Consider the following 26,096-nt stretch of genomic DNA (forward strand, 5'->3'; position numbering starts at 1 on the left):
ATACGAGAGACGTGACGGACATCGTCGACGAGCTGCGGTGGCGCGGGCTGCTGGCCCTGTCCACCGACGAGGACGCACTGCGCAAGGCGCTCGCGGACGGTCCCGTCACGTTCTATTGCGGCTTCGACCCGACGGCGCCCAGCCTGCACGTCGGCCATCTGGTGCAGGTGCTGACCATGCGCCGGCTGCAGGCGGCCGGGCACCGGCCGCTGGCGCTGGTCGGCGGCGCGACGGGCCAGATCGGCGACCCCAAGCCGGACGCGGAGCGCACGCTCAACGACCCGGAGGTCGTCGCCGGCTGGGTCGAGCGGGTCCGCGCGCAGATCGAGCCGCTGCTCGACTTCGAGGGCCCGGCCGCCGCCCGGATGGTCAACAACCTGGACTGGACCGCGGGCATGTCCGCGATCGAGTTCCTGCGCGACATCGGCCGGCACTTCCGGGTGAACAAGATGATCGCCAAGGAGGCCGTGGCCCGCCGGCTGGAGTCCGAGCACGGCATCGGCTACACCGAGTTCAGCTACCAGATCCTCCAGGGGCTGGACTTCCTGGAGCTGTACCGGCGGCACGGCTGCACCCTGCAGACGGGCGGCAGCGACCAGTGGGGCAACCTGACGGCGGGCACCGACCTGATCCACCGGGTCGAGCCGGAGGCCGTGGTGCACGCGCTGGCGACGCCGCTGATGACCAAGGCGGACGGCACGAAGTTCGGCAAGACGGAGGGCGGTGCGGTCTGGCTCGACGCGGAGCTGACGACGCCGTACGCCTTCTACCAGTTCTGGCTGAATGTCGACGACCGCGATGTCAGCCGCTACCTGCGGATCCTCAGCTTCCGCAGCCGTGCGGAGCTGGCGGAGCTGGAGCGGCAGACCGAGGAGCGGCCGCAGGCGCGGGCCGCGCAGCGGGCGCTGGCGGAGGAGCTGACGACGCTGGTGCACGGCGCGGACCAGTGCGCCGCGGTGATCGCGGCGTCGCGGGCCCTGTTCGGGCAGGGCGAGCTGGCGGAGCTGGACGAGGCGACGCTGCGGGCGGCGCTGGCCGAGGTGCCGCACGCACGGGTCGCGGAGCTGGGTCCGGTGGTGGAGCTGCTGGCCGAGGTGGGCCTGGCGCCGAGCCGGTCGGCGGCCCGCAGGACGGTCAAGGAGGGCGGGGCGTACGTGAACAACGTGAAGGTCGCGGCCGAGGACGCCGTGCCGGCCGTCGAGGACCTCCTGCACGGTCGCTGGCTGGTGCTGCGCCGGGGCAAGCGCAACCTGGCGGCGGTCGAGCTGGCGGCCCCGCCGGCCGGCTGAACGCCGGAGCGGCGGGGCGCCTGAGCGGCTCGGGGGCGGGGCTGATCGGCTAGCGGGGGCTCCGCTTCTTGTAGCCGCGCATGTTCTCGTACACCGGGGTGCCCAGTGCCACGACGGCCACCGCGCCGGCGAGCTGGAGAATGTGCCGGATCCAGTCGATGCCCTTGGTGTCGTCCACGCCGATCCCCGAGGCCACGGCGTTGCCGATGATGGCCCCGATGATGCCGAAGACGGTGGTCAGCCAGAGGGGGATGGCCTGTTTGCCGGGCAGGATGGCCCGGGCGATGACGCCCAGGATCAGGCCCAGGATGATGGCCCACAGCCAGCTCATGTCGCCTCCTAGTGCGGGCGGGGTCCGCCTGCCGTGCCAGTTTCTTGCGGCGGGCCGGGTAGTGCATTCCGGCCAGGGCCGTTCGAGGTATGGGGCGGTATGTCCCGCCCCCGCGTCGAAGGCCGGCCCATCCCGGCGTACCTTGGGGACGTACCCGGTGACAGGGGGTGGAGTGTGAAGCGGAAGCGCCACGGCGATGCCGACGTGTTCAGGATCACCGGCGCGCGGCAGAGCCTGGACGACGACGTGCGCGGCCGGCAGCGGCGGTACGTGATCTCCATGGGGATCCGCGCCGTCTCGGTGGTGGCCGCCGCGCTGCTCTGGAATGTCGAGCGGCACGTCGCGGTGATCGCGCTCGTCCTCGGCATGTTCATCCCGTACTTCGCCGTGGTCATCGCGAACGCGGGCCGGGAGAACGTCCGTTCGCTTCCGTCCGCCTTCGACATCGCGCCGCAGCGCGCCGTGATCGCCCCGCCGCCGCGGGCCGCGCGGAAGCCCGACGCACCTGCCGAACCCTCCGCGGCCCGGACCGAGTCGACGACCAGCGATAGCGCTCCGCCGACCGTTTGATCACCAAGAGTGCAAGCTCAGAAAAACCTCAAATCAAATATGCCGATCCGGTGCCGGGTGCCCCTCCTCGCGTGACATACTTCGTACGCGCTCCGCATCCCCCGTCGGAGCGACGGACCGACGCCGGGCGGCTCCCCCCGTGGCTGCCCGGCGTCGCCCCATTTCCGGGACGTAGGCTGGGGCCCCGTGAACACCGCCGATCCCACTCTCATCTGCTCCGCCAAGGGCTGCCGTACGCCCGCGGTGTGGGTGCTCGCCTGGAACAATCCGAAGCTGCACACGCCCGAGCGCCGCAAGACGTGGCTCGCGTGTGAGGAACACCGCGAATACCTGAGCCGCTTTCTGGGCGTACGCGACTTCCTCAAGGAGGTCGTCACGCTGGCCGACTGGCAGGAGGCGCAGAAGAGCGCGGAAAAGGACGCCGAAGGCGAAAGCGGGCCGGATCCGGCCCGCGGCTGACGGGCGGGGACCCGGCGCCGCGGCCGGGAGCCGCGGCCGGGGGCCTCAGCCGGCGGCCCGGCACGGGGAGGTTCTCAACCGCCCCGCGTCAACCGCCGATTGCCGACATCGGCCGGTCCGGCTGGACGAACGACGGGTCGTCGAGGCCCGCGCCCGCCTTCTTCCCCCACATCGCCTCCCGCCACAGCCGCGCCACCTCCTCGTCCGGCGCGCCGGAGCGCAACGCGGCCCGCAGGTCGGTCTCCTCGCGCGCGAACAGGCAGTTGCGCACCTGTCCGTCCGCGGTCAGCCGGGTGCGGTCGCAGGCCCGGCAGAAGGGCCGGGTGACGGAGGCGATGACACCGACGCGGGCCGGGCCGCCGTCCACGAGCCAGCGCTCCGCGGGCGCGGAGCCGCGCGCCGTCTCGCCCTCGGGGGTCAGCGTGAAGCGCGTCCGCAGGGAGGCGAGGATGTCGCCGGCGGTGATCATGCCGTCGCGCTGCCAGCCGTGCTGCGGGTCGAGGGGCATCTGCTCGATGAACCGCAGCTCGTACCCCTCGGCGACGGCCCAGGCGAGCAGGTCGGGGGCCTCGTCCTCGTTGAACCCGGACATCAGCACGCTGTTGACCTTCACCGGCTCCAGGCCGGCGGCCCGGGCGGCGGCGAGGCCGCGGAGCACGTCCCCGTGCCGCTTGCGGCGGGTCAGCCGTTGGAAGACGTCGGCCCGCAGGGTGTCCAGCGAGACGTTCACCCGGTCCAGGCCCGCGGCCTTGAGCGCCGGGGCCGTGCGCTCCAGGCCGATGCCGTTGGTGGTCAGGGAGAGCTTGGGGCGGGGCGCGAGCGCGGCGCAGCGCTCGACTATGCCGGTGAGCCCGGGGCGCAGCAGCGGCTCGCCGCCGGTGAAGCGCACGTCGGTCACGCCCAACTCGGTGACCGCCAGGCGGACGAGGCGGACGATCTCGTCGTCGGTGAGCAGCTCGGGTTTGCCGAGCCACTGGAGCCCTTCCTCCGGCATGCAGTACGTACACCGCAGGTTGCACCGGTCGGTGAGCGAGACGCGCAGGTCTGTGGCGACTCGCCCATAGGTGTCACGCAGCATGGAGACGGCCCCTCCCACGGCGGTTCCTGACCCCAGGCAGCCTACGCCAGGCCACCGACATTCAACAGTTTGTTGAGCATGCGGGCCGAAACGTTCCGCCAGATGCGCGTGACGACTGCGCCGGAAGCGTCCGACGTGGCCGACACGCCAAAAGACACTGCATGGCGATGTATTGATGGCCACGGGTGATCAGGGATACGTTCGCTTGCCGTGTACCTGACCGCGGCAACTGTCCGCGGCGGATTCCTGACTGATGATCTGGAGATCCCATGACTCATCTCCGACCCCGCGGCCGGCGCCTGCTGGCAGTGCCACTCGGGCTCACCCTCGCGGCGGCGCTCGGCGTCCTGCCGGGGGCGGCCTCCGCCGCGTCGGCTCCGGAGCCCGGCAGCAGTGCCGGGGCCGCGGCCGGCGAGAACCTTTCCTACGTGGTCAACACGAAGACCGATGGCAAGACGATCGCCCGGGTCACCGACGCGATCGCGGACGCGGACGGCTCGGTGGTCGCCACGCACAAGAAGATCGGCGTGTTCGTCGCCCATTCCACCAACCCGGACTTCGCAGCCGAGCTGCGCGGCGTGCGCGGCGTGCAGTCCGCGGGCGCGAGCCGGACCGCGCCGCTGACGCCCGGCGGGACGCTGGAGACCAGCGCGCCGGAGGTCTACAAGGGCGCCGCCAAGGCCCGTTCGCAGGACCCGGACGTCGAGCCGCTGGAGAACGAGCAGTGGGACCTGCCGGCGATCGGCGCCGACAAGGCGCACAAGATCTCGACCGGCAGCCGTGACGTCACCGTCGGCGTCATCGACACGGGCGTGGACGACACCCACCCCGACCTCAAGAACAACTTCTCCGCCGAGCAGTCCGCCAACTGCGTCGGCGGCGTCGCGGACACCACCGAGGGCGCCTGGCGGCCCTACGACCCGGCGGGCGACTACCACGGCACCCACGTCGCGGGGGAGATCGCCGCCGAGCGCAACGGCGTCGGCGTGGCCGGCGTCGCGCCCGGCGTGCAGGTCGCCTCGCTCAAGGTGAGCGAGCCGGACACCGCCCTGTTCTACGCCGAGGCCGTCGTCTGCGCCTTCGTCTTCGCCGGCGACAACGGCATCGAGATCACCAACAACAGCTACTACGTCGACCCGTGGCTCTACAACTGCCTCGACGACCCCGACCAGCGGGCGATCGTCGAGGCGGTCAACCGCGCCTCGATGTACGCGATGGGCAAGGGCACCCTGCACCTCGCCGCGGCCGGCAACTCCAACCACGACCTCGCGTCCGACGAGATCCTGGACGACTCCAGCCCGAACGACACCACGCCCGGGGACCGCACGATCGACCCCGCCGAGTGCTGGGACATCCCGACGCAGCTGCCCGGCATCGTGACCGTCGCGGCGACCGGCGTGAACGACGACAAGTCGTACTACAGCAGCTACGGCCAGAAGGTCGTCGACGTCGCCGCGCCCGGCGGTGACGGCTACCAGATCCCGGACACGCCGTCGAAGAACGGCCGCATCCTGTCGACGCTGCCGGAGAACAAGTACGGCTGGCTGCAGGGCACGTCGATGGCCACCCCGCACGCCGCGGGCGTGGCGGCGCTCATCAAGAGCAAGCACCCGCGGCTGTCGCCCGCGGCGCTGCACATGATGATGAAGGTCCAGGCGGACAACCCGGGCTGCCCGGAGTTCTACGACCCGGACGGCAACGGGGTCGAGGACTCCACCTGCACCGGCAGCAAGCGCAACAACGGCTTCTACGGGGCAGGCATCGTCGACGCGTACGACGCCGTACGGCGATGAGGGCCGGCCGGTGACGTGACGGTGACGTGACCGGCGGCTCACGGGCCGGGCGGCGGTGCCTCAGGGCGCCGCGGCCCGGCCTTCGCCGTCTGCGGACGCGGGCGCGGGCAGGGGCGCGCGCTCCGGCCCGCCCGCGGGCGCCATGCGGCGCAGCACGCCGTCCGTGATGAGGTACTGCGCGGCGACGTACGTCGCCATCACCCAGAACCCGGCGGCGGGCAGCTGCGGCCAGTCGGCGAGGTCGGTGGCGATGAGGGTGTCGGAGAGCAGGAACAGCGCGCCCCCCGCGCCCGCCCGCGGCCCGAACCGGGCGGCGCCGAGGGCCATCACGGCGAGCAGCAGGCTGTACGCGGCCACGGGCCCGCGCAGCCCGGGGTCGAGCCCCGGCCACAGCGCGCCGACGCCGGCGGCCCAGGCGGCCCCGTACGCGACGACGAGCCACCGCTCCCGCGGGCGCGGCAGCCGGGTCTCGCGCCGGAACAGCGCCAGATAGCACACGTGCCCGGCGCCGAACGCCCCCATTCCGGCCAGGAACGGCCCGTCCCCGCCCACCTGGAGCAGCACGTCCCCGGCCCACCCGAAGCCCAGCCCGGCGACCAGCGCCCGCGGGGCGCCGCGGGCGGCGGCGCAGGCGGCGAGGGCCGGCATGAGCACCGGCTTGGTGGCGTGCACGAGCCAGCCGGCTCCGGCGAGGTGCCCCACCAGATGCGCGGCGGCGGCAGCCGCGACCACCCCGAGCGCGCCCCGCGCCACGGCCCCGCGGCCCACCCGGAGGCGGCGGCGGGGACGGGGGGTCGGTACGGCGGCTTCGGCCATGGGCCCAGTCTGGCGTACGGAGCGCCACGCGTCTGCGCAGGACGCCCGGGAGAGCCCGCGGACCCCGCGGACCCCCAGGACGGCCGCGAGCCCGCGTACCCGACGCCCCTACGCCGGAGCCGGCAGGTCCAGCAGCGCGAGCCGGGCCGGATCGAGGACGATCCGGATCCCGGTGATCCGCCCGCCGTCGACGGCGAATGCGAGCACCGCCTGCGGCGCGCCGTCCCCGTGCCACGAGACGATCCCGGGGCCGCCGTCCACGAGCACCTCCTGCCTGCGCGCGCCCGCTCCGGCGGACGCCTGCGCCCCGGCGGCGACCCTGGTGGCGCCCAGGGTGACGACGGTGCCGGAGGGGGTGTCGAGGGTCAGCTTGACCTCGGGGTGGAGGACCCGCAGCAGCTCCTCGAAGTCACCGCGCCGCGCCGCCGCGAGGAACGCGTCGACCACGGCGCGCTGCTCCCGCCGGACCCCGGCCGGCCGTTCGCCCGTCCGCACCTTCCGACGGGCGCGGCTGGCGAGCATCTTGGCGGCGTCGGTGGACTTGCCGAGGATCCGGCCGATGTCGTCGAACGGGACCGCGAACAGGTCGTGGAGCACGAACGCCAGCCGCTCGCAGGGCCCGAGCGACTCCAGGACGACCAGCAGCGCGAGCCCGACGGAGTCGGCGAGCACCGCGTCGTCCTCGGGCGCCTGCGCGTCGTCGAGCGCCACGAGCGGTTCCGGCCCGTCGTCGTACGCCGTCTCGGGGCGCGCCTGGCGGGCCCGTAGCGCGTCGAGGCAGATCCGGCCGACGACCGTGGTCAGCCAGCCGGGGAGGTTGCGGATGCCGGCCGCGTCCTGGCGGGCCAGCCGCAGCCATGCCTCCTGCACGGCGTCCTCGGCGTCGGCGTGCGACCCGAGCATGCGGTACGCGACCGAGCGCAGCCGGTCGCGCTCGGCCTCGAAGGCCTCGGCCGCCTCGGGGGTGGGGTCGGACATGCGGGTTACCTTCCTCGGTGCTGCTCCGTCATGAGGGATGACGGCCCCGGAGGGGCGCAGGTAACCGATGAAGGAGCAGCACCGATGGAAGCACGCGTGACCGGCCCGGACAACCCGGACGTGACCACGGCGATCCGGCACCTCTACAGGGCGATCCACGCGGGCGGCGCCGACCCGCGGCTGCTGTCGCTGGTCCATCTGCGCACCAGCCAGATCAACGGCTGCAGCCCGTGCGTCTTCGCCGCCGTCCGGGCGGCGAAGGCGGCCGGCGAGACGGACGAGCGGCTGCACCACGTGGTCGCGTGGCGGGAGACCCCGTACTACACGGACGCCGAACGGGCGGCCCTCGCCCTGACGGAGGCCGCCACCCGGCTCCAGGACGGCGCACCGGGGGTGACGGACGAGGTCTGGGCGGCGGCCGCGGAACACTTCGGCGAGGAGGAACTGGGCGCGATCACCCTGGAGATCGCGGTGACGAACTTCTTCAACAGGATCAACCGCACGGTCAGGGAGCAGGCCGGAAAGACCTGGTGACCGAGACCGGGGGCCGGTTGCCCCGGCTCCGGACCGGAGGGTCGGTGCGGAGCCGGGGCGAACCGGGCTACCGGGCGGTGCCGCGGGGCGGCCGCTGCGTCAGGCGCGGGGGCCGTCGGAAGGGAGCGTGACGCGGTTCGGGATGGCGTCGTAGACGGCCGTGTCGAGGGAGTTCACCGAGCCGTCCGCGACGGCGTCGACCAGGCCGCCGAGTCCGGTCTCGACCATCTTGGCGAGCATGCCGTTGCGCTTCATGCCGTCGTACTGGGTCTGCGAGGACGTCTCGAAGAGGACCACCGCGGAGCCGCGGAGCTGGTACGAACCGAGCGCGGTGCCCGGCAGGTTGGTGGACTGGGGGTAGAGGGTCAGCTTGCCGTAGCCGGACTCGCCCCGCGCCTGGAGCGCGTCGTGGACGGCGACGTTGGCCCGCTTGGAGGCGTCCAGGTCGAACTTGGGCCAGTTGCCGAACTCGGCCGGGTTGTCGATGAACTTGGCCGAGATGGACAGCGGCGACATGCTCTCCATGTCCTCGGTGGCGTAGCAGGACCACTGGTTGTGCAGGTCGACGAAGTAGTCGACGGTGCCGAACTCCTGCTCCAGCGAACGGTAGACGTTGCGGGAGGTCTGCGCCTCGGGAGTGATGTACCAGCCGGTGTCGGCGCTGTTGCCCGGGAAGTCCCCGGCCGCGGGGACGTAGTCCAGGTTCGGGTTGAAGTCGCGGTTGATGTCGAAACCGCCGACCCGGGAGTTGTAGTTCCACGACGGGGACGCACCCGCCAGCTGCGGGAAGTCGGCGACGACCTCGTTCCAGGTCATGTCGTTCTGCCGCTGGTCGAGTTCGCCTCCGTCGACGTTCAGCCGGGGGACGACCACCACGGTGACGTTCTCCCGCAGCTTCTTGGCCGCCGGGCTGTTGGAGCCCCACTGCTTGAGCAGCTCCAGGGCCGCCTCGGTGCCGTGCATCTCGTTGCCGTGGATCTGCGTCTGCACGTACACGACCTTGTCGCCCTCGCCGACGCGCGCGGCGTGGATGGCGCGGCCCTGGTTGGAGTACCCGGCCACCTCCACGTCGACGATGCCGCCGGTGCTGGTCTCCAGCTGCCGGAGAGCGGTGGTCAGTTGTGCGTAGTCGACGAAGCCGTTGTTGCCGGATCCGGATGCCTCGGTGCCGCAGTGGGACACCGGCGGGATCGCGCCGGCGGTGGGACTGTCGGCGGCGTTGGCGGCCACGGTGGAGAGGCCGGCGATCAGGGCGGTGCTCGCCAGTGTGGCGACCCAGTTTCGTGGGGACATTCACTGCTCCTCAGGCGTCGTAAGGCACTGCTGAGGGGGGGTGCGCGACACTCTAAGCGCTCAAGAGACATCTGTGAACGGGGTGTTTGCTCCTGTCGCATACGCACCCACCGCAGCATCCTTGCCACCGCCCCCGCCCCGCCCCGGTCGACGCGGCGCGGTTACCGGCCGGTCGGCTCGGGGGCGGCGGCGGGGCGGTGACGGTGTGTCAGACGGTACGGGCGGTGGCCGGGGGACGGCTGAGGGCGGGGGCCGCGCGCCGGCGGGAGCTGGGTGGTGTGGCGGCGGGCGAGGCGGAGGACCGCGCGCAGGGTCGGTTCCGCCTGGCCCGGGTCCCGGCGCCAGCGGGCCTCGATCGCCACCGGGCCGGGGCGGGTGGCCAGCGGGAGGTCGACGAGGCCGCCGTCCTCCAGGTCCCGTACGACGGCCAGCCTCGGCAGCAGCGCCAGGCCGCGGCCGTGGGCCGCGAGGCGGCGCAGCGCGGGCAGGGAGCCCGCGGCCGTGGCGGCGCGGGAGCGGGCGGGGAGGTCACGGCTGAGGCGGTCGTAGAGGACCGTCGAGCTGCAACCGGGCTCCGCGACGAGGAAGTCGGCGGCCAGTACGTCCGCCTCCGTGACCTCCGTCGCGCCTGCCAGCGGGTGCGCGGGGCCGGTGACGAGCACGACTTCCTCGTGGCCGACGACCGCGCTGGGGCCCGCGGTGCGGCTGCCGTCGTCGAAGTGGAAGGCGAGGTCCAGTTCGCCGGCGGCCAGTTGCTCCGCCAGCCGTTCGCGGGAGCCGACGACGACGCTGATCTCCGCGTCCGCGTCCGGCCCGCCCGCGCCGTAGCCGAGGGCGGTGACGATGTCCGGCAGCCACTCCCCCGCCAGCGTCTCCGGCGCGCCGATGCGCAGCCGGGGCCGGGAGTCGGCGGCGGCGCTGCGCATGCGCTCGTCGATCTCCAGCGCCTCGCGCGCGTACGGCAGCAGCCGGCGGCCGGCGTCGGTGAGGGAGGCGCCGGTGGAGGTGCGGACCACGACCGTGACGCCGAGTTCCTGTTCCAGGCGGCGCAGTTGGGCGCTGAGGCTCGACTGCGCGTAGCCCAGCCGCTCGGCCGCCGCCGATATCCCGCCGGTCTCGGCCACCGTCACGAAAGCGCGCAGATATCGTGAGTCCACCGGGGGATCGTGTCACCGCCCTCTTCGCCCGCGCCATCACTTTTTTGCATGGACGCGCCACACGATACGTGCCGTCCGCTCCGCCAAGTGATCTCGGGTGCCCGGGAGTTGGCTTCCCCGCGCCGGGCGCGCTCCCTCGTCACCGCTCCCGGCGCGGGCCGTCACACCGCGGCGTCCAGCCGGAACCCGTCCAGCTCGATCCCCGCCCATGCCAGCTCGATGAGCACGTCCACCGCCCGCCGGTCGTCCGGCACCTCGGCGATCAGCACCGCCGGGTCGGCGCCGGGCAGCGGGGGTACGTCGAGGACGAGCGAGAGCAGCCGCCGCACCTCGACGCGGCGGCCGGGATCCGCCAGCCGCAGCCTCAGGTACCGGATGTTCCGGGGCGCCGCGTCCCACGGCCCGGCGTCGTGCCGTACCGCGTGCCGTTGCTCGTGCCGGGCCGCGGCCCGGGCCGCTTCCCGGGCCCCCTCCCGTCCGGCGTCCCGCGCCGCCGCCGGCTGCGGGATCAGTACGCGCTGGTCTCCGTCAGCTCCGTGAAGGGCCATGGTGGGCTCCCGTTCTGCCGTCCGCGCCCCGGCCGCTCCCCGGCCGGCTGCCTTCGGGCTCCACGATCCGCCCCCGGACCGCCGCCCGTCATCGTCCCGCGAGTGGTTCCCGCGCTGCGGCCGGGGGTGTAGGGGCCCGGCGGCTGCAACCTGCGCAGCAGCGCCCGCTGCGCCTTCCGGAGGACGCCTGACCGGCACTGATTCGCTACGGTGCAGGACATGAGTGCGGCAGCGCAGACGGAAGCGAACAGCGAGCACACGGTGTTCCGCTACCTCGCGACCGCGATCGAGGACGGGCGGGAGTCGGCGCGGGGTGCCCGCGCGTACGCCAAGGACGCGGGCTTCGCCGCAGGCGTGGCGCTCGGCTGCGTGGGCACGATGCTGCTGGCGCCGGACGGGCGCACCGGCCTCGACGCGCCGGCCTGGGTGCTCGGCCTGGCGGGCAGCGCGGCGCTGCCCGCCCGGCACCGCTTTCCGCGCGCGGTACTGCTGGTCACGGTGGTGGCGATGCTCGCGTACCAGCTCCGCGGCTACCCCGACGGCAGCCCGGTGCTGCCGGTTCTGGTCGCCGTCTACCGCTGCATCCGCGCCGGGCACCGCGCCTTCTTCGCGGCCACCGCCCTGGCCTCCCTCGCGATCAGCCTCGGCTCGCTGCCCCTCCTCCCGCTCGGCGACGACGCACTGCGCGCGGCGCTGGAGAAGCGGTTCCTGACGTTCGGCTGGGTGGTGGCGTGCGCGATGGCCGCCGCGATGCGCATCCAGCACGAGGCGATGCTCGCCCAGGCCGAGGAGCGGGCCGCAGAGAACGCCCAGCGCAGCGCCGACGAGGAGCGGCTGCGCATCGCCCGCGAGCTGCACGACACCCTCACGCACAGCATCTCCGTGATCAAGGTGCAGGCCGGGGTCGCCGTGCACCTGTCGAAGAAGCGCGGCGAGGAGCCGCCGCCCGCGCTGCTGGCCATCCAGGAGGCCAGCGGCGACGCCGCGCGCGAGCTGCGCTCCACGCTGCACGTGCTGCGCAACGCGGACGGCGGCGCCGAGGGCGTCGGGCTGGAGCGGCTGCCGGAGCTGGTGGAGCGGGCCCGGGGCTCGGGGGTGCCGGCGGAGGTGGCGGTGGCCGGCGAGCGGCCGGAGCTGCCCGCGGAGGTGGACCGGGCGGCGTACCGGATCGTGCAGGAGTCGCTGACGAACGTCGCGCGGCACGCGGGGCCCGCGGCGGCGGTGGGGATACGCGTGTCGTACGAGCCCGACAGGGTCGTCGTCCAGGTCGACGACGACGGCGCCGCCGACCCCGCCGCGCCGCCGGCGCCGGGCATCGGGCTGACGGGGATGGCCGAGCGCGTCGCCGCGCTCGGCGGCGAACTGCACGCCGCGCCCCGGCCGGAGGGCGGCTTCCGGGTACGCGCCGAGCTGCCGGTGCGGCAGCCGGACGGGCCCGCGGCGGGGGCGGCGACGTGATCAGGGTGCTGCTCGTGGACGACCAGGCCCTCATCCGGGGCGGGTTCCGGGCGCTGCTCGACGCCGAGGACGACATCGAGGTGGTCGGCGAGGCCGCCGACGGCGCCGACGGCGTACGGCTCGCGGCCCGGCACCGGCCGGACGTGGCGCTGGTCGACGTGCAGATGCCGGTGCTCGACGGCATCGAGGCGACCCGCAGGATCGCCGCCGACCCCGAACTGGCCGGCGTGCACGTCGTCATCCTCACCAACTACGGCGTCGACGAGTACGTCTGGGGCGCGCTGCGCGCCGGGGCGGCCGGGTTCCTCGTCAAGGACATGGAGCCGGAGGACCTGCTGCACGGCGTACGGGTCGCGGCCCGCGGCGACGCGCTCCTCTCCCCCGCGCTGACGCGCAAGCTGATCCAGGAGTACGTCTCCCGCCCCGCCGGCGGCGTGCCCGACGCGGACCACGCGCTGCGCGACCTCACCCGGCGCGAGCGCGAGGTCGTCACCCTCGTCGGCGGCGGCCTCAGCAACGAGGAGATCGCCGCCCGGCTGCACATCAGCCCGATCACCGCAAAGACGCACGTCAGCCGGTCGATGACGAAGCTCGGCGTGCGCGACCGGGCCCAACTCGTCGTGCTCGCCTACGAGACCGGCCTGGTCACCCCGCGCGGACCGGCGGCCGGACAGCCCGCCGGCGGGTTCTGACGGGGGCTCGGACGGCACCCGCGCGCGCCCCCGTGTCGGTGGCAGGCTCTATGCTCTGAACCCATGCTCGAAGACCGCGCGACGCCCCTGAGTCCCCGTCAAGTCGCGCAGCAGCAGCCACTTCCGGGCGCGGATCCGGGCGCGCTGCAGCCGGCGCTCCCACTGCCCGCGCCGGCCGGCCCGGCGGAGTCCGCGGACCCGGCGCGTACCGCGGAGGCGGAGCCCGCGGGCACCGGGGGCGGAGCCGCCGGGACGGGCACCGGGACCGACGGCGGGGAGCACCCCGGCGCGGCAGCGCCCGCGGCCGGCCCGTGGCCCGCGGACTACCCGGAGGCGTACGCCGTCGTCGACGTCGAGACCACCGGGCTGCGCTCCGACGACCGCATCGTCTCCGCCGCCGTCTACCGCCTCGACGCCCGCGGCACGGTCCAGGACAGCTGGTACACGCTGGTCAACCCCCAGCGCGACCCCGGCCCGGTGTGGATCCACGGCCTGACCCGCGAGATGCTCGCCGACGCGCCGCTCTTCCCGGAGATCGCCGAGGAGTTCGCGGCGCGGCTGGAGGGCCGCGTGCTCGTCGCGCACAACGCGGTCTTCGACTGGATGATGATCGCCCGCGAGTACGCCCGCGCCGGGCTCGCCGCCCCGGTGCGCCGGCGGCTGTGCACCATCGCGCTCGCCCGGCAGCTGCGGCTGCCCCTGCCCAACGCCCGGCTGGCGTCCCTGGCCGAACACTTCGGCGTCGCCCAGCGCAGGGCCCACGACGCCGAGGACGACGCCCGCGTGCTCGCCGAGATCTTCCGCCCCAGCCTGGCGCAGGCCGCCGAGGCGGGCGCCAGGCTGCCGCTGCTGGCCTGCCAGCCGCTCACGGAGTGGTCCGAGCAGCCGGCGGCGGGGGGCGCGAGCGGCTCCGGCGGCACGCGCTCACCGGGCGGCCACGGCGCGTACCAGTGGCGGACGTGGCGGCCGAACCGCCGGCTGCCCGCGTCGCCGTACCCGAACCCGGGGCGGTACGTGCGCGGCGGGCGGCTCAAGCAGGGCATGCGCGTGGCGTTCTCCGGCGACACGTCGGTGGACCGCAGCCTGCTGGAGGACCGGGCGGTCGAGGCCGGGCTGCACGTCGCGGGCAGCGTCTCGCGGTACACGAGCCTGCTGGTCACCAACGACCCGGGCGCGCCGACGGGCAAGGTGACCCGGGCCGCCGCGCACGGCACCCCGGTGATCGACGAGGCGGCCTTCCTCCACCTCATGCGGGACGTCGAGCCGGCGGACGCGGCGGCCGAGGGGAGCGGCGGGGCGGGGTAGCGGGGTCCCGTCGGGCGGCGGCATGCCGGGGGGTACCGTCGAGGGGTGTACCGCTTCCTGTTGTCCCGGCAGTGGGTGATCACCACCCTGGTGGCCGTCCTGCTCATCCCCGTGATGATCCAGCTCGGCTTCTGGCAGTTGCACCGCCATCAGGACCGGGTCGCGCGCAACGACCTCATCGCCCAAAACCTCGAGGCCGAGCCGGCCCCCGTGGAGCGGCTCGCCCGCGAGGGGCGCACGGTGCCGCGCGAGGACACCTGGCGCACGGTCACCGCCACCGGCGCGTACGAGCCGGAGCGGGAGGTCGTCGTACGGCAGCGGCTCGGCGCCGACGACAAGCAGGGCTACTTCGTCGTCACCCCCCTCCGCCTCGGCGACGGCTCCGCGGTCCTCGTCAACCGCGGCTGGGTGCCCGCGGGCGCCGACCTCACCAGCTTCCCGAAGGTGCCGCCCCCGCCCACCGGCGAGGTCACCGTCACCGGCCGGCTGCGCCCCGACGAGACGACCGGCAGCGGCATCCGCGACAAGGCAGGCCTGCCGGACCGCCAGGTGATGCTGATCAACAGCGCCGACGAGGCCGCGGACGGGCTGCCGGGCCCGGTGCTCGGCGGGTTCGTCGAGCTGGTCGGCACCGCGCCGCGGCCCGCGGGCAAGCAGCCCGAGCCGGTCCCCGAGCCGGACCACAGCAGCATCGGGGTGCACATCGCGTACGCGATCCAGTGGTGGATCTTCGCGGCGGCGGTGCCGGTGGGCTGGTGGATCCTCGTACGCCGCGAGCGCCGCGACCGCGAGGCGGCGGCGGCCAAGGCCGCGAAGGCCTCGGAGACCGCCGCGGCCGGGGATGCCGGGGAGACCACCGGGCCCGCGGCGCCCGAGGAGCCCGCGAAGGACGGCGAGGCGCCGGACGGGACCCCCGGCGACGGGGCCGGGAAGGGCGCAGACGCGCCCGTGCGCCCGGCCGCGGACGACGACCGTGCCCCATCCCTGGCGCCCGCCGAGCAGATGGCGGCAGACTGACCCCATGGATCTTGGACTCAACGACCGCGCCTACGTCGTGACCGGGGGCTCGCGCGGCCTCGGTCTCGCCGTCGCGGAGCAACTGCTCGCCGAGGGCGCAAGGGTGGTGCTCAGCGGCCGCGACAAGGACCGGGTGGCGAGTGCCGCCGCCGCACTCGGCGGGTCGGCCGTCGGGGTCGCCGCCGACAACGCGGACCCGGCCACCCCGGACCGGCTCATCGCCGCCGCCCGGGAGCACTTCGGCCGCTTCGACGGCGTGCTCATCAGCGTCGGCGGGCCGCCGGCGGGCAACGCCACAGCCAACACCGACGCCGAGTGGGAGACGGCGTTCGGCTCCGTCTTCCTCGGGGCGATGCGGATGGCCAGGACGGCCGCGGGCGAGCTGGCGGAGGGCGGCGTCATCGGCTTCGTGCTCTCCGGCTCCGTCCACGAGCCGATTCCCGGGCTCACCATCTCGAACGGGCTGCGCCCGGGCCTCGCCGGGTACGCCAAGTCGCTCGCCGACGACCTCGGGCCCCGCGGTGTCCGCGTCGTGGGCCTGCTGCCGGCGCGGATCGACACCGACCGGGCCCGCGAGCTGGACGCCCTGTCCGGCGACGCGGCGGCGGCGCGGGCCAGGACGGAGGCGAAGATCCCGCTGGGCCGCTACGGCACCCCGGAGGAGTTCGGCCGGACGGCGGCGTTCCTGCTGTCGCCCGCGGCGTCGTACCTGACCGGGATCATGCTGCCGATCGACGGCGGCATGCGGCGGAGCATCTGACGGGATGGCCGGCCGGAGAGCACGTACGCACACGGACGCCGGTCGCGGACGGCGGTTACCCCCGGCGGGACGGGCGGCGCGGAGTCCCGCGGCCGGTCGCGCGTACGCCGTACGGGCCGTACGGACGGCAGGAGCCGTACCGGCGGTGTGAGCCGTACGCAGCGCACGACCACCGCGGTCCGCCGCGGACAGGGCCTACGGGCCCCCGCCCGCCCGCGCCGTCACGAGACGCGCTCCGGGCGGTGCTTGGCCGGGCGGAACCTGATCTCCGCGGGCAGCCGCGCCAGGCCCACCGACGCGCGGGCCGGGGCGAGCGCCCGCTCCTCGATGTGGTCCACTGCCGCGGCCGGATGCGCCCCGGGGCCCAGCAGCACACCGAAGCTGGCGCGCGGTGCCGTCCGCCGGCCCGTGAGCGTCACCCGGGCCCGTTCCACCCCCTCCAGGGCACCGGCCTCCTCCGCCAGCACCTCCTCCAGCGCGGACCCGCGCAGCAGGGCCAGCGGCGGGGCCGGCAGCGTGAGCGTGCCGGGGCCGCCGGGACCGTCGCCGCCGGGGCCGGAGTCGGGATCCGTGGCCGAGGCCCAGTCCCCCGCCCGGCCGCCCTCCGCACCGGAGGCAGCGGGCTGACCGGAGGCACCAGGCGCACCCGGCGCCCGGACCCCGCCGGCGCCCGTGTCGACGACGACCTCGCCGAGGCGGGCCCGCCGCAGCTGGGCGATCAGCCACCAGCCGCAGCAGAGCACGAGCAGCGACAGCCCGCCGACCACCGTCGGCCACCACCAGCCGGCGTCCCGCCACCGCAGCCGCGTACCGCGGCTCAGCAGCACGTCGTCGGAGCCGTCGGCGTACGGTGCGAAGCCCGGCCGCGGCAGGTCGAGGCCGGCGGAGAGCACGGCGATCCCGGCGCCGGCGACCGCGAGGCCGACCGCGCCGAGCAGGATCCGGTTGACGACGCGCAGCATCGCGCTCACCCCTTCGCCGGCGGCCGGCGGACGTGGACGGACAGCTCCGGCCTGCGGGCGAGGCCGAGTTCGCGGATGCCGTCGCCGAGGACGGCGGCGAGGTCGGCGCGGACGTCGTCCAGCTCGCGGAAGTGCGACTCGGCGCGGGCGCTGACGCGGCGGCGGCCCACCGAGACCCGTACCGACCGCACGCCCGAGATCTGCATCGCCCGGTCGCGCAGCACGACGGAGGCCGCCCGCCGGTCGAGCCCGGCCCGCAGGTCCGGCGAGGCGTGCCGCATCGGCAGCACGCCGCGCAGCCCCGGCGTGACGGCCAGCAGCACCAGCCAGGCGCCGAGCAGCACGGCCAGGCACGCGGCGGTGAGCACCCAGGGGTCGTCGAGCGGGCGGGCGGCCAACTCGTCGGCGACGCGGCGGCGCCAGCGCATCGCGGGGCGTTCGGCGCGTACGGCGACGACGTCGTAGAGCAGCAGCCCGACGCCCACGGTGGCCGCGGCCGCGGTGAGCGCGGCGGGCACACGGCGTACGGACCAGAAGCGGGCCGCCGCGTCGGCGATCCCGCCGCCGCCGCGCTCGCCGGCGTACCCGGAGGCCGACGTGCTCTGCCGCCACTCGTCCGGCTCGGCGGCCGGGGCGCCGTCCTTGCCGCCGGGTGGCCAGGACGTCGTCTTCTCGGCACTCATCGCACCCTCCCCCGCGGCGCGTTCGGCCGCTCCGTGGCGTGCAGCCGCTCGACCTCCACGGCCACCTCCGGGACATCGAGCCCGACCAGGGCTCCTACCCGCTCGGTGACGGCCCGACTCACGGCGCGGCACTGCGCGCCGAGGTCGGACGGGAACCCGAGGTGGACGCCGACGCGGACGCGGGCGGTGTCGCCGCGTACGACGACGGCCGCGTGCGCGGCGTCCGTGCCGGGCTCGCCGAGGAGCGCCTCACGGGCCGCCTGGGAGGCGATCTTCGCGATGACGCGGTCCTCGATCCGGGTCGCGCCCCGCTCCCCCGCCGGCACGGCCGGCTCGCCGGCCTCTGCCGTCCGGGCGGCCCGCGCTGCCGGGCCGCCCTGCGCCGCCTCGTCTTCCTCTCCCGCGTGCTCGCTCGCCACGGACGCCACCGGTCACCGCCGCCGGTCGTCGCGCTCGCCGGGCCTGCGGAAGAAGTCGCCCGGCTCCAGGTCGCCGTCCAGCACCCGGCCGACGACGAAGCCGATCGTGCCGAGCGCCGCCACCAGGAGGAAGGCGCCGAACCCGCCGAAGTAACCGGCGAAGCCCAGCGCCATCCCGGCGATCAGGCCGACCACTGCCATGCTCATCGCACGCACCTTCCCCAAGCTCCCCGGGGCGGGTCCCCCGCCCCGCCGTCACTGCAGCCGCGGCTGCTCGGCCCCCTCTTCCTCGTCGTCGGGCAGCTTCACGTCGGTCACCGCGATGTTGACCTCGACCACTTCGAGTCCGGTCATCCGCTCGACGGCCGAAATGACATTCTCCCGTACGGCGCGGGCGAGTTCGGTGATGGAGACGCCGTAGTCGACGACGATCTCCAGGTCGAGGGCCGTCTGCACCTCGCCGACCTCGGCCCGCACCCCGGTCGCCGACCGGGCGGAGCCGGGCGCGCGGTCCCGTACGGCACCGGTGGTACGGGCGAGGCCGCTGCCCATGGCGTGCACGCCGACGACGTCGCGGGCGGCCAGGCCCGCGATCTTCTCGACCACGCCGTCGGCGATCGTCGTCCGCCCCCGCGTCGCCGGATCACCGGTGCCGCGCCGCGTGCCCAGCACCTTCGGCGGGGCCGCTGCCGGCTCCCGCGTGACCTCCCGGACCGTCGACTCGCTGCTCACCGTCTCCACCCTTTCTGACGAACGTGGTGTGCGCTCGTTTCGCCCCCCACTATCCGTCCCCTGCCCGGGGTGGGCCAGGGGAATGCGACAGCCGGCCCACCGGGGACCGGCGATCGGGTGGCCGGCCGCGCGGGTGGGGGAGGATGGAGCGCATGACGGAAGGGGACTGGGAGCGGGCGGTGCGCGAGCAGGTGGGCCTCGGCAGGCTGCTGCCCCTGGGGGCCGCGGACGACGGCGCGTGGATCGCGGAACGCGCGGCGGCGGGCGCGCTGCGGCGCGCGGCGGCGGACGTGCGCGGGGCCCGGGTGACGGGGCTGCGGGTGGGGCTGGATGGCGATGCGGAGGACGCCGGGGGCGGTGGGGCGGGTCCGGGGGTGGGGCCGGCGCCCGTGAGTGCGCTGCCGTACGGGGAGTTGCGGATCTCGGCGGAGTGCGACGCCGCCGTGGACCGGCCGATGACCGCCACCGCGGAGGCCCTGCGGGAGGCGCTGCTGCGGGGCGCCGAGGAGCGCCTGGGGTTGCGGGTGGCGGCGGTGGACGTCCACGTGGCGGCCCTGCTGGAAACCCCGCAGCCCGCCGCCCGGCCCGACCCCCCGGAACAGGGCACCGGCACCGGCACCGGCACCCCGGACGTCCCGGGGCTGCTGGATATCGACACCCTGCCCGACGGTGACCACGCCGAGTTGCGCGTCGTCGTCGACTCCGCGCACCGCGCGCTCGATGTGGCCCGCGCCGTACGCGCCAGGGCCGACGCCGCGACCGTCACGGTCCTCGTCACCGACATCCGGTGATCCGGTGATCCGGCGGGAGGCCGTGCCCACGCGCCGGCCCAGGGCCCGCCCGTACGCGGGGGCCCTACTCCCCCGCCCCCGCCAGGTCCCGCAGCCTGCGGGCCTGTGCCGCGCGCTCCGCCGCGCGCTGTTCGTCGTACGTCCGGCCCGCGGCCTCCCGCAGCAGGGCCTTCGTCTCGATCACCGCGTCGCGCGGCGCCGCCAGCAGCGCCGCCGCCAGGTCCGCCGTCGCGGCGTCCAGGTCGGCCGCCGGGACGACGAGGTTGGCCAGGCCCGTCCGCCCGGCCTCCTCCGCGTGTACGGAGCGACCCGTGACGCACATCTCCAACGCCCGTGCATAACCGACGAGTTGCACCAGCGGGCCGGTTCCCGTGAGGTCGGGCACGAGCCCGAGCGACGTCTCCCGCATGGCGAACTGCGCGTCGTCCGCGCACACCCGGAGGTCGCAGGCGAGGGCGAGCTGAAAACCCGCGCCAATCGCATGTCCCTGCACCGCCGCGAGGGAAACGATGTCATTCCGCCGCCACCAGGTGAACGCCTCCTGGTATTCGGCGATGACGGCGTCGAGGTCGCCGTCGGAATAGCGGGCGAGCTCAAGGAATGACGGCTCGTCCGCAAAGCCTTCGGGGGTGAATGCCTGCCGGTCGAGTCCGGCGGAGAAGGATTTGCCCTCGGCCCGCAGCACCACCACGCGGACGCTGCCGGGGAGTTCGCGCCCCGCGGCGGCGAGCGCCCGCCACATGGCGGGCGACTGCGCGTTGCGCCGGGCGGGGTGGTCGAGGGTCACCGTGGCCAGCGTGCCGTCCTCGCCGTCCAGGGCGAGTCGTACGCCGTCTCTGTGCAGCAGCTCTGTCATATACCGAACAGTAACCACCCGGCCGGTCCGGCGGACCGGCCGGGTGCCTGTGCGGGGCCGGGGCGCCGGTCACGGCGGCCGCGGCAGTCCCCTCAGGACGACGCTTTCTTGCCTCGCGTCGCTCCGCCGCGACCGCGAAGGGTCACGCCGGATTCGCTGAGCATCCGGTGCACGAATCCATAGGAGCGGCCGGTTTCTTCGGCCAGCGCCCGGATACTCGCTCCGGAGTCGTACTTCTTCTTCAGGTCGGCCGCGAGCTTTTCGCGCGCGGCGCCGGTAACCCGGCTGCCCTTCTTCAGAGTCTCGGCCACCCGTGCCTCCTCGTACGGAAGTGCGCTCTGGACTCTCATGATCACCCCTTTATGGCCTCCTGGCCACCCGTTCGGCAAGGTCCGCGGCACGAGGTTTTCTCCGCAGTTCCCCGACGGGCCCGTCGGAACCACCCATTCCGAGCCCATCCGCGGGCCTTCCGGGACCGCGTCGCCGAGTGATTAGGCAGGTCAGGGGGCGGCGACGGGGCGAGGCGCCGGCGACGGCGCGCGTAGCCGGCACCGCACGCCCGGTGACCAGGCGCCACGCCGTGGTACGAGCACCACTCACTCAGATGATGGATCACCCATGAGCCGAATGATCCAGACGGGGGTGATCAAGCAAGCGCTACCAGGTCTGCGTAGTCCGCGTTCCACAGGTCCTCGACGCCGTCCGGCAGCAGGATGATCCGCTCCGGCTCCAGCGCGTCCACCGCCCCCTCGTCGTGGGTGACGAGGACGACGGCGCCGGTGAAGGTGCGCAGCGCGCCGAGGATCTCCTCGCGGCTGGCCGGGTCGAGGTTGTTGGTCGGCTCGTCGAGCAGCAGCACGTTGGCGGAGGAGACGACGAGGGTGGCCAGCGCGAGCCGGGTCTTCTCGCCGCCGGAGAGCACGCGGGCGGGCTTGTCGACGTCGTCGCCGGAGAAGAGGAACGAGCCGAGCACCTTGCGCATCTCGACGGCGTCCATGTCCGGCGCGGCCGAGGCCATGTTCTCCAGGACCGAGCGGTCCGGGTCGAGGGTCTCGTGCTCCTGCGCGTAGTAGCCGAGCTTGAGGCCGTGGCCGGGAGTGACGCCGCCGGTGTCGGGCTTCTCGACGCCGGCCAGCAGCCGCAGCAGCGTGGTCTTCCCAGTGCCGTTGAGGCCGAGGATGACGACGCGGGAGCCCTTGTCGACGGCGAGGCCGACGTCGGTGAAGACCTCCAGCGAGCCGTACGACTTGGACAGGCCGTCGGCCGTCAGCGGCGTCTTGCCGCACGGGGCCGGGTCGGGGAACCGCAGCCGCGCGACCTTGTCGGCCTGCCGCTGCTCGTCGAGCCCGGAGAGCAGCCGCTCGGCGCGGCGGGCCATGTTCTGCGCGGCGGTGGCCTTGGTCGCCTTCGCGCGCATCTTGTCGGCCTGCGCGTTGAGCGCGGCGGCCTTCTTCTCGGCGTTGGCGCGCTCGCGGCGGCGGCGCTTCTCGTCCGCCTCGCGCTGCGCCAGGTAGAGCTTCCAGCCCATGTTGTAGACGTCGATCCGGGACCGGTTGGCGTCGAGGTAGAAGACCTTGTTTACCACGGTCTCCACGAGGTGCTCGTCGTGGGAGATCACGACGAAGCCGCCGTGGTACGTCTTCAGGTAGTCCCGCAGCCAGACGACGGAGTCGGCGTCGAGGTGGTTCGTGGGCTCGTCGAGCAGCAGGATCTCGGAGTCGGAGAAGAGGATCCGCGCCAGCTCCACGCGGCGGCGCTGGCCGCCGGAGAGCGTATGGAGCGGCTGGCCGAGCACCCGGTCGGGCAGCCCGAGGCTGGCGGCGATGGTGGCGGCCTCCGCCTCGGCGGCGTACCCGCCCTTCGTCAGGAACTCGGTCTCCATGCGCTCGTAGCGCCGCATGGCCTTCTCGCGGGTGGCGCCCCTGCCGTTCGACATCCGGTCCTCGTCCTCGCGCATCTTGCGGATGACGGCGTCCAGGCCGCGGGCGGCCAGGATGCGGTCCCGGGCGAGCACGTCGAGGTCGCCGGTGCGCGGGTCCTGCGGCAGGTAGCCGACGGTGCTGCCGCGGGTGACGGCGCCTGCGGCGGGCTGGCCCTCGCCGGCCAGGACCTTGGTGAGGGTGGTCTTGCCGGCGCCGTTGCGCCCGACGAGGCCGATGCGGTCGCCCTTGGCGACGCGGAAGGTGGCGGATTCGAGGAGGATGCGGGCGCCGGCGCGCAGCTCCAGGCCGGTGGCGGTGATCACGGAAGTTCTCCAGGGCAGGGCGGAAGACGGCAAGGACGGGGCGGAACGAACGCTGGGCCGCCTAATGCACGTGGAGAGTTGCCATGCGGCAAGTGTATCGGGGCCCGCAACCCGATTGGCGCCCCGGATCCGGGGCGCGGTCCCGGGGGGCGCGGCCGGGCTGCCGCTGTCGGTGGCCGGTGCCAGACTGCCCGTACAGGCTTCGAGAGGACGTGATCCGCATGCCCGGCAGCGCCGACGCCCCGACCGTCTACCCCACCCTGCTGTACGACGACGCCAAGGCCGCCGTCCGGCTGCTGACCGAGGGGCTGGGCTTCCGGGAGGTCGCGGTCTACGAGGGCGAGGACGGCAGGGTGCTGCACGCGGAGCTGGCCCAGGGGAACGGGCTGGTGATGCTCGGCTCGAAGGGCACGGGCAGCGAGTTCGACAGGGCGGTGGGCGCCGGCGGCCCCAGCGGGGTGTACGTGGTGGTGGACGACCCCGACGCGCACCACCGGCAGGCCGTGGAGCACGGCGTGGAGATCCTCATGCCGCCGACCGACCAGGACTACGGGTCGCGGGACTACATGGCGCGGGACCACGAGGGCAACGTCTGGAGCTTCGGCACGTACGCACCCTCCCCCCGCTGACCCGCGCCCGCCGCCCCGCCCGCATCCGGGTCAGGCCCCGCCGGTGTGCACCCGGAAGGCCGCCCGGCGCACGGCCTTGGCCACCGCCGGGTCGGGGTGCGCGGCGGCCAGCGCCACCAGCACCTGGACCGTACGGGGATGGCCCGCGCCCCCCACCTCCGCCAGCAGCGCGGGCACGCTGCCCTGCACCGCGGACTCCAGGTGCCGCACCAGCAGGCTGCCGTCGCCGTGGTCGGCGACCGCGGCGGCGGTGTCGACCCACAGCCACGTCGCCTCCTCCCGGGTCAGCGCGCCCAGGGCCTCGTCCGCGTCCCCGCCCTCCTGCTCCGCCAGCCACAGCAGCGCGTAGGGCCGCAGCATCGGTTCGTCACAGGCCTCGCGGACCGCGCCCTCCGCCGCCGCGCCCACCACGCGCAGCGCCTCGAACGCCAGCCCGCGCAGCAGCGCGTCGTCGCCGCCCGCCACCTCCAGCAGCTCCGCGACCGCGCTGCCCGAGGGCCGCGCCGCCAGCCACGCGCGGTACTCGGCGCGGGCCGGCCCCGGGGTCAGCCCCGCGCAGCTGCGGAGCATCGCCTCCGCGGGCTTCTCGATGTGCCCCTCGGGGCCCTGGGCGGCGATGCAGATCTGCTCGATCTTCATCCACACGGCCCAGTGGCCCAGCGGCGTCAGCGACACCTCGGGGCCCTCGCGGGTCAGCGCCCCCACGGAGGCGAACGCCTCCAGCGCCCAGTCCAGCAGCCCGGCCAGCAGCTCCGGCAGCTCCGCGTCGGGTACCTCCGCGGCCGGCGGCTCGGCGGCCCGGCCCGGCACGGGGGTGCCCTCGCTGCCGTACGCGACCTCGCAGCGCTCGGTGCGCAGTTCCTCGACGCGCTGGCCGAGGAGGTCGAGCAGGACGGGTACGCGAACGGGGCCGCCGGTGAGGTGGAGCAGGGCCAGCATCTGCGGCATGGCCTCGATCGCGTCGCCGAGGGCGACGGAGTCGTGGGCCAGCGACCCGGGCGCGGGGTGGGCCAGCGACCAGGCGTCGAAGAGCGCGACCCAGCCGCGGAGCACGGCGCGCTCGTCGCGGTCCCAGGCGCGCAGCCGCCAGGCGGGGCGGGCGTACGCGCCCTGCACCTCGACCAGGCCGGCGAGCCGGGCCCGGTCCCACTCGGTCTGCGGCGCCTCTTTCCAGGGCTGCGGCCGCCCCTCGGCCCCTCTGGCGACCCGCACCGCCTCGGCGAGCAGGGCGCGGGCGTGGCCGGCGAGCACCCGGGGCGCGGCGATGCCTTCCGGGGGCCGCGGCGCGGGGCGTAGGGCCCGGTCGACGACTGCCCGGCGGGCGGCGGCGGCCATCTCGCGACGGGGCTGCCTGGGGACGAGGCGGAGCGGCGGGTGGTGCGAACTGTGCGCCATCACGGACCAAGTCTCGCCGGTGGGGCGGCGAAAGCCCAATCCGGGGTTGGCGACGGTTCGGCCACGGCGCGCCGGGGCGACCCCGGGTCCGGGCTCCGGCCCCGGTCAGAGCAGCGGCGTCAGGAAGCGGCGCAGGGTTTCCCCGTACGCGTCCGGGGTGGCGTTCCACAGCGCCGCGTGCCGGCCGTCGGGGACCTCGCGCAGCAGCAGCCGGTCGCCGCCGCGGGCCGCGAACGCCCGCGCCGCGGCGAGCGGGGCGACGTCGTCGGCCTGGCCGGCGAGCACCAGCGTCGGCGCCTCCGGGACGGCGAGCGCCGTGTCCAACTCCCCGTGGTCCTCGGTCGCCAGCACCGCCAGGCCGCGCAGCGGCGCCGGCAGCGCGAGCCGCCCGCGGCCGCCGGAGCGGCCCGCCAGGGCCCGTACCGCGGCGCGCCAGTCGAGCACCGGCGAGTCCAGCACCAGCCCCGCGATGCCGTAGGCCGCCGCGGACTCCGCGGCGGTGCGCAGCGCCATGGTGGCGCCGGTCGACCAGCCGTACAGCACCGCGCGCCGCGCGCCGTGGCGCACCGCCCAGTGGAGCGCCGCGTCGAGGTCGGGCCACTCGGCGTGGCCGAGCGCGCCGCGGCCGCCCGGGGGCGGCGGGGCGCCGGGGTCGCCGCGGTGGGCGGCGGCGAGCACGGGCAGCCCCAGGTCGTGCAGCAACGGCAGGGCGGTCAGGACCTGTTCGCGGGTGTCGCCGAGGCCGTGGGCGGCGATGACCCAGGTGCCGCGGGTGCCCGGCACGTACCACGCGGGCAGCGGGCCCAGCGGTCCTTCGACGGTGACGTCCTCGTACGCGATGCCGAGTGCCGAGCGGGGCGTGCCCGCGTACACCTTCGGCGTCAGCCGCACCCGGGTGCCCGCGTCGAGGCTGCCGTACGTGACGCGCTCCAGGGTGCGCACGAGCCGGCCGCCCTCCCAGGACTCGGCGCGCACCAGCGGGCCGACGACGGCGTGCACGCCGTCGCCCGCCAGGCCGTACGTCTCGGGCAGCAGGGCGGGCGGCGAGCCGGGCGCGAGGGTGACCTGCCCGCCGGCCGCGGCGATCACCCGCAGCCGGGGGCCGTCGAAGCCGACGGGGCCGGGGGGCGCGGGCCGCAGGGCGGCCCGGGAGCCGTACCGGCCGGCGGCCACGGCGGCGGCCCCGGCGCCGAGTCCGGTGGCGAGGATGCTGGTCAGGGCCGCGGCGGCCGGTTTGATACGCATCCCGGCCATTGTCCGCGTACGGGCAGGACCCTGCCAGTGCGCGGACCCGCCCGGGTCACCG

Annotated in this window: 29 protein-coding genes; 12 read left to right on the forward strand and 17 right to left on the reverse strand. The window is 75.0% G+C overall.

Going from position 1 to position 26,096, the window contains the following annotated elements:
- Positions 1-11 precede the first annotated feature (11 nt).
- A complete protein-coding gene (tyrS, locus tag LG396_RS22415) occupies positions 12-1,289 on the forward strand; it encodes a tyrosine--tRNA ligase (RefSeq protein ID WP_100302300.1) in 1,278 nt (425 codons plus the stop codon).
- A 49-nt stretch (positions 1,290-1,338) separates the two neighbouring features.
- On the opposite strand, the gene LG396_RS22420 is transcribed toward tyrS, so the two are convergent.
- Entirely contained in the window at positions 1,339-1,620 is a 282-nt protein-coding gene (locus LG396_RS22420) for a GlsB/YeaQ/YmgE family stress response membrane protein (RefSeq protein ID WP_018835791.1), read from the reverse strand.
- 174 nt (positions 1,621-1,794) lie between these two features.
- Between LG396_RS22420 and LG396_RS22425 the strand changes: the two genes are divergently transcribed.
- Positions 1,795-2,190 (forward strand): DUF3099 domain-containing protein, encoded by a 396-nt coding sequence (locus tag LG396_RS22425; protein ID WP_100302301.1) that lies wholly within the window; start codon positions 1,795-1,797, stop codon positions 2,188-2,190.
- 186 nt (positions 2,191-2,376) lie between these two features.
- Positions 2,377-2,649 carry a hypothetical protein gene (locus LG396_RS22430; RefSeq protein WP_018835789.1) on the forward strand — a complete coding sequence of 91 codons (273 nt, stop codon included), beginning with the start codon at positions 2,377-2,379 and terminating at the stop codon, positions 2,647-2,649.
- 88 nt (positions 2,650-2,737) lie between these two features.
- On the opposite strand, the gene moaA is transcribed toward LG396_RS22430, so the two are convergent.
- Complete coding sequence (gene moaA, locus LG396_RS22435) at positions 2,738-3,727, reverse strand: GTP 3',8-cyclase MoaA (protein WP_225796130.1); 990 nt, start codon at positions 3,725-3,727, stop codon at positions 2,738-2,740.
- A gap of 269 nt (positions 3,728-3,996) precedes the next feature.
- On the opposite strand from moaA, the gene LG396_RS22440 reads away from it, so the two are divergent.
- Entirely contained in the window at positions 3,997-5,520 is a 1,524-nt protein-coding gene (locus tag LG396_RS22440) for a S8 family serine peptidase (protein WP_225796131.1), read from the forward strand.
- A gap of 60 nt (positions 5,521-5,580) precedes the next feature.
- Here LG396_RS22440 and LG396_RS22445 read toward each other — a convergent pair whose 3' ends face one another.
- Positions 5,581-6,336 (reverse strand): lysoplasmalogenase, encoded by a 756-nt coding sequence (locus LG396_RS22445; protein WP_225796132.1) that lies wholly within the window; start codon positions 6,334-6,336, stop codon positions 5,581-5,583.
- A gap of 108 nt (positions 6,337-6,444) precedes the next feature.
- Complete coding sequence (locus LG396_RS22450; protein ID WP_225796133.1) at positions 6,445-7,314, reverse strand: sigma-70 family RNA polymerase sigma factor; 870 nt, start codon at positions 7,312-7,314, stop codon at positions 6,445-6,447.
- Between the two features lie 84 nt (positions 7,315-7,398).
- On the opposite strand from LG396_RS22450, the gene LG396_RS22455 reads away from it, so the two are divergent.
- The gene (locus LG396_RS22455) at positions 7,399-7,848 is read left to right on the forward strand and encodes a carboxymuconolactone decarboxylase family protein (protein ID WP_225796134.1); all 450 of its coding nucleotides are present in this window, start codon (positions 7,399-7,401) and stop codon (positions 7,846-7,848) included.
- A gap of 99 nt (positions 7,849-7,947) precedes the next feature.
- Here LG396_RS22455 and LG396_RS22460 read toward each other — a convergent pair whose 3' ends face one another.
- From LG396_RS22460 to LG396_RS22470, 3 genes are all read right to left on the reverse strand, one after another.
- On the reverse strand, positions 7,948-9,141 hold the full coding sequence (locus tag LG396_RS22460; protein ID WP_225796135.1) for a M14 family zinc carboxypeptidase: 1,194 nt from the start codon (positions 9,139-9,141) through the stop codon (positions 7,948-7,950).
- A 161-nt stretch (positions 9,142-9,302) separates the two neighbouring features.
- Positions 9,303-10,298, reverse strand: coding sequence for a LysR family transcriptional regulator (locus LG396_RS22465; RefSeq protein WP_225796136.1), 996 nt, complete (start codon positions 10,296-10,298; stop codon positions 9,303-9,305).
- 161 nt (positions 10,299-10,459) lie between these two features.
- Entirely contained in the window at positions 10,460-10,846 is a 387-nt protein-coding gene (locus LG396_RS22470) for a hypothetical protein (RefSeq protein WP_225796137.1), read from the reverse strand.
- 219 nt (positions 10,847-11,065) lie between these two features.
- Between LG396_RS22470 and LG396_RS22475 the strand changes: the two genes are divergently transcribed.
- The 5 genes from LG396_RS22475 (at position 11,066) to LG396_RS22495 (ending at position 16,078) form a co-directional block, all read left to right on the forward strand.
- Positions 11,066-12,304 carry a sensor histidine kinase gene (locus LG396_RS22475; RefSeq protein WP_225796138.1) on the forward strand — a complete coding sequence of 413 codons (1,239 nt, stop codon included), beginning with the start codon at positions 11,066-11,068 and terminating at the stop codon, positions 12,302-12,304.
- Positions 12,301-12,996, forward strand: a complete 696-nt coding sequence (locus LG396_RS22480) for a response regulator (RefSeq protein WP_018835779.1) — start codon at positions 12,301-12,303, stop codon at positions 12,994-12,996. Before LG396_RS22475 ends, LG396_RS22480 begins: the two co-directional genes overlap by 4 nt.
- 63 nt (positions 12,997-13,059) lie before the next feature.
- A complete protein-coding gene (locus tag LG396_RS22485; protein ID WP_225796139.1) occupies positions 13,060-14,301 on the forward strand; it encodes a DEDDh family exonuclease in 1,242 nt (413 codons plus the stop codon).
- A gap of 45 nt (positions 14,302-14,346) precedes the next feature.
- Positions 14,347-15,318: an SURF1 family cytochrome oxidase biogenesis protein gene (locus LG396_RS22490; RefSeq protein ID WP_225796140.1), complete on the forward strand. Its 972-nt coding sequence runs from the start codon at positions 14,347-14,349 to the stop codon at positions 15,316-15,318.
- 4 nt (positions 15,319-15,322) lie between these two features.
- Positions 15,323-16,078 carry an SDR family oxidoreductase gene (locus LG396_RS22495; RefSeq protein ID WP_018835776.1) on the forward strand — a complete coding sequence of 252 codons (756 nt, stop codon included), beginning with the start codon at positions 15,323-15,325 and terminating at the stop codon, positions 16,076-16,078.
- Between the two features lie 221 nt (positions 16,079-16,299).
- Here LG396_RS22495 and LG396_RS22500 read toward each other — a convergent pair whose 3' ends face one another.
- Genes LG396_RS22500 through LG396_RS22520 form a run of 5 tightly spaced genes read right to left on the reverse strand, consistent with a single transcriptional unit; the run spans position 16,300 to position 18,883 of the window.
- Complete coding sequence (locus LG396_RS22500) at positions 16,300-17,040, reverse strand: Asp23/Gls24 family envelope stress response protein (protein ID WP_225796141.1); 741 nt, start codon at positions 17,038-17,040, stop codon at positions 16,300-16,302.
- A gap of 5 nt (positions 17,041-17,045) precedes the next feature.
- Positions 17,046-17,723 carry a DUF6286 domain-containing protein gene (locus LG396_RS22505; RefSeq protein WP_018842774.1) on the reverse strand — a complete coding sequence of 226 codons (678 nt, stop codon included), beginning with the start codon at positions 17,721-17,723 and terminating at the stop codon, positions 17,046-17,048.
- The gene (locus LG396_RS22510; protein ID WP_225796142.1) at positions 17,720-18,151 is read right to left on the reverse strand and encodes an Asp23/Gls24 family envelope stress response protein; all 432 of its coding nucleotides are present in this window, start codon (positions 18,149-18,151) and stop codon (positions 17,720-17,722) included. The genes LG396_RS22505 and LG396_RS22510 overlap by 4 nt, the downstream gene beginning before the upstream one ends.
- 3 nt (positions 18,152-18,154) lie before the next feature.
- On the reverse strand, positions 18,155-18,349 hold the full coding sequence (locus LG396_RS22515) for a hypothetical protein (protein ID WP_225796143.1): 195 nt from the start codon (positions 18,347-18,349) through the stop codon (positions 18,155-18,157).
- 48 nt (positions 18,350-18,397) lie between these two features.
- Positions 18,398-18,883, reverse strand: coding sequence for an Asp23/Gls24 family envelope stress response protein (locus LG396_RS22520; RefSeq protein ID WP_372483550.1), 486 nt, complete (start codon positions 18,881-18,883; stop codon positions 18,398-18,400).
- 143 nt (positions 18,884-19,026) lie between these two features.
- Between LG396_RS22520 and LG396_RS22525 the strand changes: the two genes are divergently transcribed.
- Complete coding sequence (locus LG396_RS22525) at positions 19,027-19,665, forward strand: hypothetical protein (protein ID WP_225796144.1); 639 nt, start codon at positions 19,027-19,029, stop codon at positions 19,663-19,665.
- A gap of 64 nt (positions 19,666-19,729) precedes the next feature.
- Here the strand turns inward: LG396_RS22525 and LG396_RS22530 are convergent, their stop codons facing one another.
- From LG396_RS22530 to LG396_RS22540, 3 genes are all read right to left on the reverse strand, one after another.
- Positions 19,730-20,521, reverse strand: coding sequence for an enoyl-CoA hydratase/isomerase family protein (locus LG396_RS22530; protein ID WP_100302316.1), 792 nt, complete (start codon positions 20,519-20,521; stop codon positions 19,730-19,732).
- A 92-nt stretch (positions 20,522-20,613) separates the two neighbouring features.
- Positions 20,614-20,832, reverse strand: coding sequence for a helix-turn-helix domain-containing protein (locus LG396_RS22535; protein WP_026276177.1), 219 nt, complete (start codon positions 20,830-20,832; stop codon positions 20,614-20,616).
- A gap of 335 nt (positions 20,833-21,167) precedes the next feature.
- Positions 21,168-22,766, reverse strand: a complete 1,599-nt coding sequence (locus tag LG396_RS22540) for an ABC-F family ATP-binding cassette domain-containing protein (protein ID WP_225796145.1) — start codon at positions 22,764-22,766, stop codon at positions 21,168-21,170.
- 221 nt (positions 22,767-22,987) lie between these two features.
- Between LG396_RS22540 and LG396_RS22545 the strand changes: the two genes are divergently transcribed.
- Entirely contained in the window at positions 22,988-23,395 is a 408-nt protein-coding gene (locus LG396_RS22545) for a VOC family protein (RefSeq protein ID WP_018852416.1), read from the forward strand.
- A 30-nt stretch (positions 23,396-23,425) separates the two neighbouring features.
- On the opposite strand, the gene LG396_RS22550 is transcribed toward LG396_RS22545, so the two are convergent.
- Positions 23,426-24,730 carry a hypothetical protein gene (locus LG396_RS22550; RefSeq protein ID WP_225796216.1) on the reverse strand — a complete coding sequence of 435 codons (1,305 nt, stop codon included), beginning with the start codon at positions 24,728-24,730 and terminating at the stop codon, positions 23,426-23,428.
- 165 nt (positions 24,731-24,895) lie between these two features.
- A complete protein-coding gene (locus tag LG396_RS22555) occupies positions 24,896-26,035 on the reverse strand; it encodes a DUF8805 domain-containing protein (protein ID WP_225796146.1) in 1,140 nt (379 codons plus the stop codon).
- Between the last annotated feature and the right edge of the window lie 61 nt (positions 26,036-26,096).

The organism is Streptomyces aculeolatus (assembly GCF_020400605.1).
GTDB lineage: Bacteria > Actinomycetota > Actinomycetes > Streptomycetales > Streptomycetaceae > Streptomyces > Streptomyces aculeolatus.

Excerpts from the sequence above, each read along its gene's own strand:
- moaA (WP_225796130.1), bottom strand. The coding sequence starts at position 3,727 with ATGCTGCGTGACACCTATGGGCGAGTCGCCACAGACCTGCGCGTCTCG.
- LG396_RS22500 (WP_225796141.1), bottom strand. The coding sequence starts at position 17,040 with ATGCTGCGCGTCGTCAACCGGATCCTGCTCGGCGCGGTCGGCCTCGCG.
- LG396_RS22505 (WP_018842774.1), bottom strand. The coding sequence starts at position 17,723 with ATGAGTGCCGAGAAGACGACGTCCTGGCCACCCGGCGGCAAGGACGGC.
- LG396_RS22445 (WP_225796132.1), bottom strand. The coding sequence starts at position 6,336 with ATGGCCGAAGCCGCCGTACCGACCCCCCGTCCCCGCCGCCGCCTCCGG.
- LG396_RS22530 (WP_100302316.1), bottom strand. The coding sequence starts at position 20,521 with ATGACAGAGCTGCTGCACAGAGACGGCGTACGACTCGCCCTGGACGGC.
- LG396_RS22485 (WP_225796139.1), top strand. The coding sequence starts at position 13,060 with ATGCTCGAAGACCGCGCGACGCCCCTGAGTCCCCGTCAAGTCGCGCAG.
- LG396_RS22525 (WP_225796144.1), top strand. The coding sequence starts at position 19,027 with ATGACGGAAGGGGACTGGGAGCGGGCGGTGCGCGAGCAGGTGGGCCTC.
- LG396_RS22460 (WP_225796135.1), bottom strand. The coding sequence starts at position 9,141 with ATGTCCCCACGAAACTGGGTCGCCACACTGGCGAGCACCGCCCTGATC.
- LG396_RS22495 (WP_018835776.1), top strand. The coding sequence starts at position 15,323 with ATGGATCTTGGACTCAACGACCGCGCCTACGTCGTGACCGGGGGCTCG.
- LG396_RS22455 (WP_225796134.1), top strand. The coding sequence starts at position 7,399 with ATGGAAGCACGCGTGACCGGCCCGGACAACCCGGACGTGACCACGGCG.
- LG396_RS22450 (WP_225796133.1), bottom strand. The coding sequence starts at position 7,314 with ATGTCCGACCCCACCCCCGAGGCGGCCGAGGCCTTCGAGGCCGAGCGC.
- LG396_RS22475 (WP_225796138.1), top strand. The coding sequence starts at position 11,066 with ATGAGTGCGGCAGCGCAGACGGAAGCGAACAGCGAGCACACGGTGTTC.
- LG396_RS22420 (WP_018835791.1), bottom strand. The coding sequence starts at position 1,620 with ATGAGCTGGCTGTGGGCCATCATCCTGGGCCTGATCCTGGGCGTCATC.
- LG396_RS22515 (WP_225796143.1), bottom strand. The coding sequence starts at position 18,349 with ATGAGCATGGCAGTGGTCGGCCTGATCGCCGGGATGGCGCTGGGCTTC.
- LG396_RS22470 (WP_225796137.1), bottom strand. The coding sequence starts at position 10,846 with ATGGCCCTTCACGGAGCTGACGGAGACCAGCGCGTACTGATCCCGCAG.
- LG396_RS22440 (WP_225796131.1), top strand. The coding sequence starts at position 3,997 with ATGACTCATCTCCGACCCCGCGGCCGGCGCCTGCTGGCAGTGCCACTC.
- LG396_RS22555 (WP_225796146.1), bottom strand. The coding sequence starts at position 26,035 with ATGCGTATCAAACCGGCCGCCGCGGCCCTGACCAGCATCCTCGCCACC.
- LG396_RS22545 (WP_018852416.1), top strand. The coding sequence starts at position 22,988 with ATGCCCGGCAGCGCCGACGCCCCGACCGTCTACCCCACCCTGCTGTAC.
- LG396_RS22550 (WP_225796216.1), bottom strand. The coding sequence starts at position 24,730 with ATGGCCGCCGCCGCCCGCCGGGCAGTCGTCGACCGGGCCCTACGCCCC.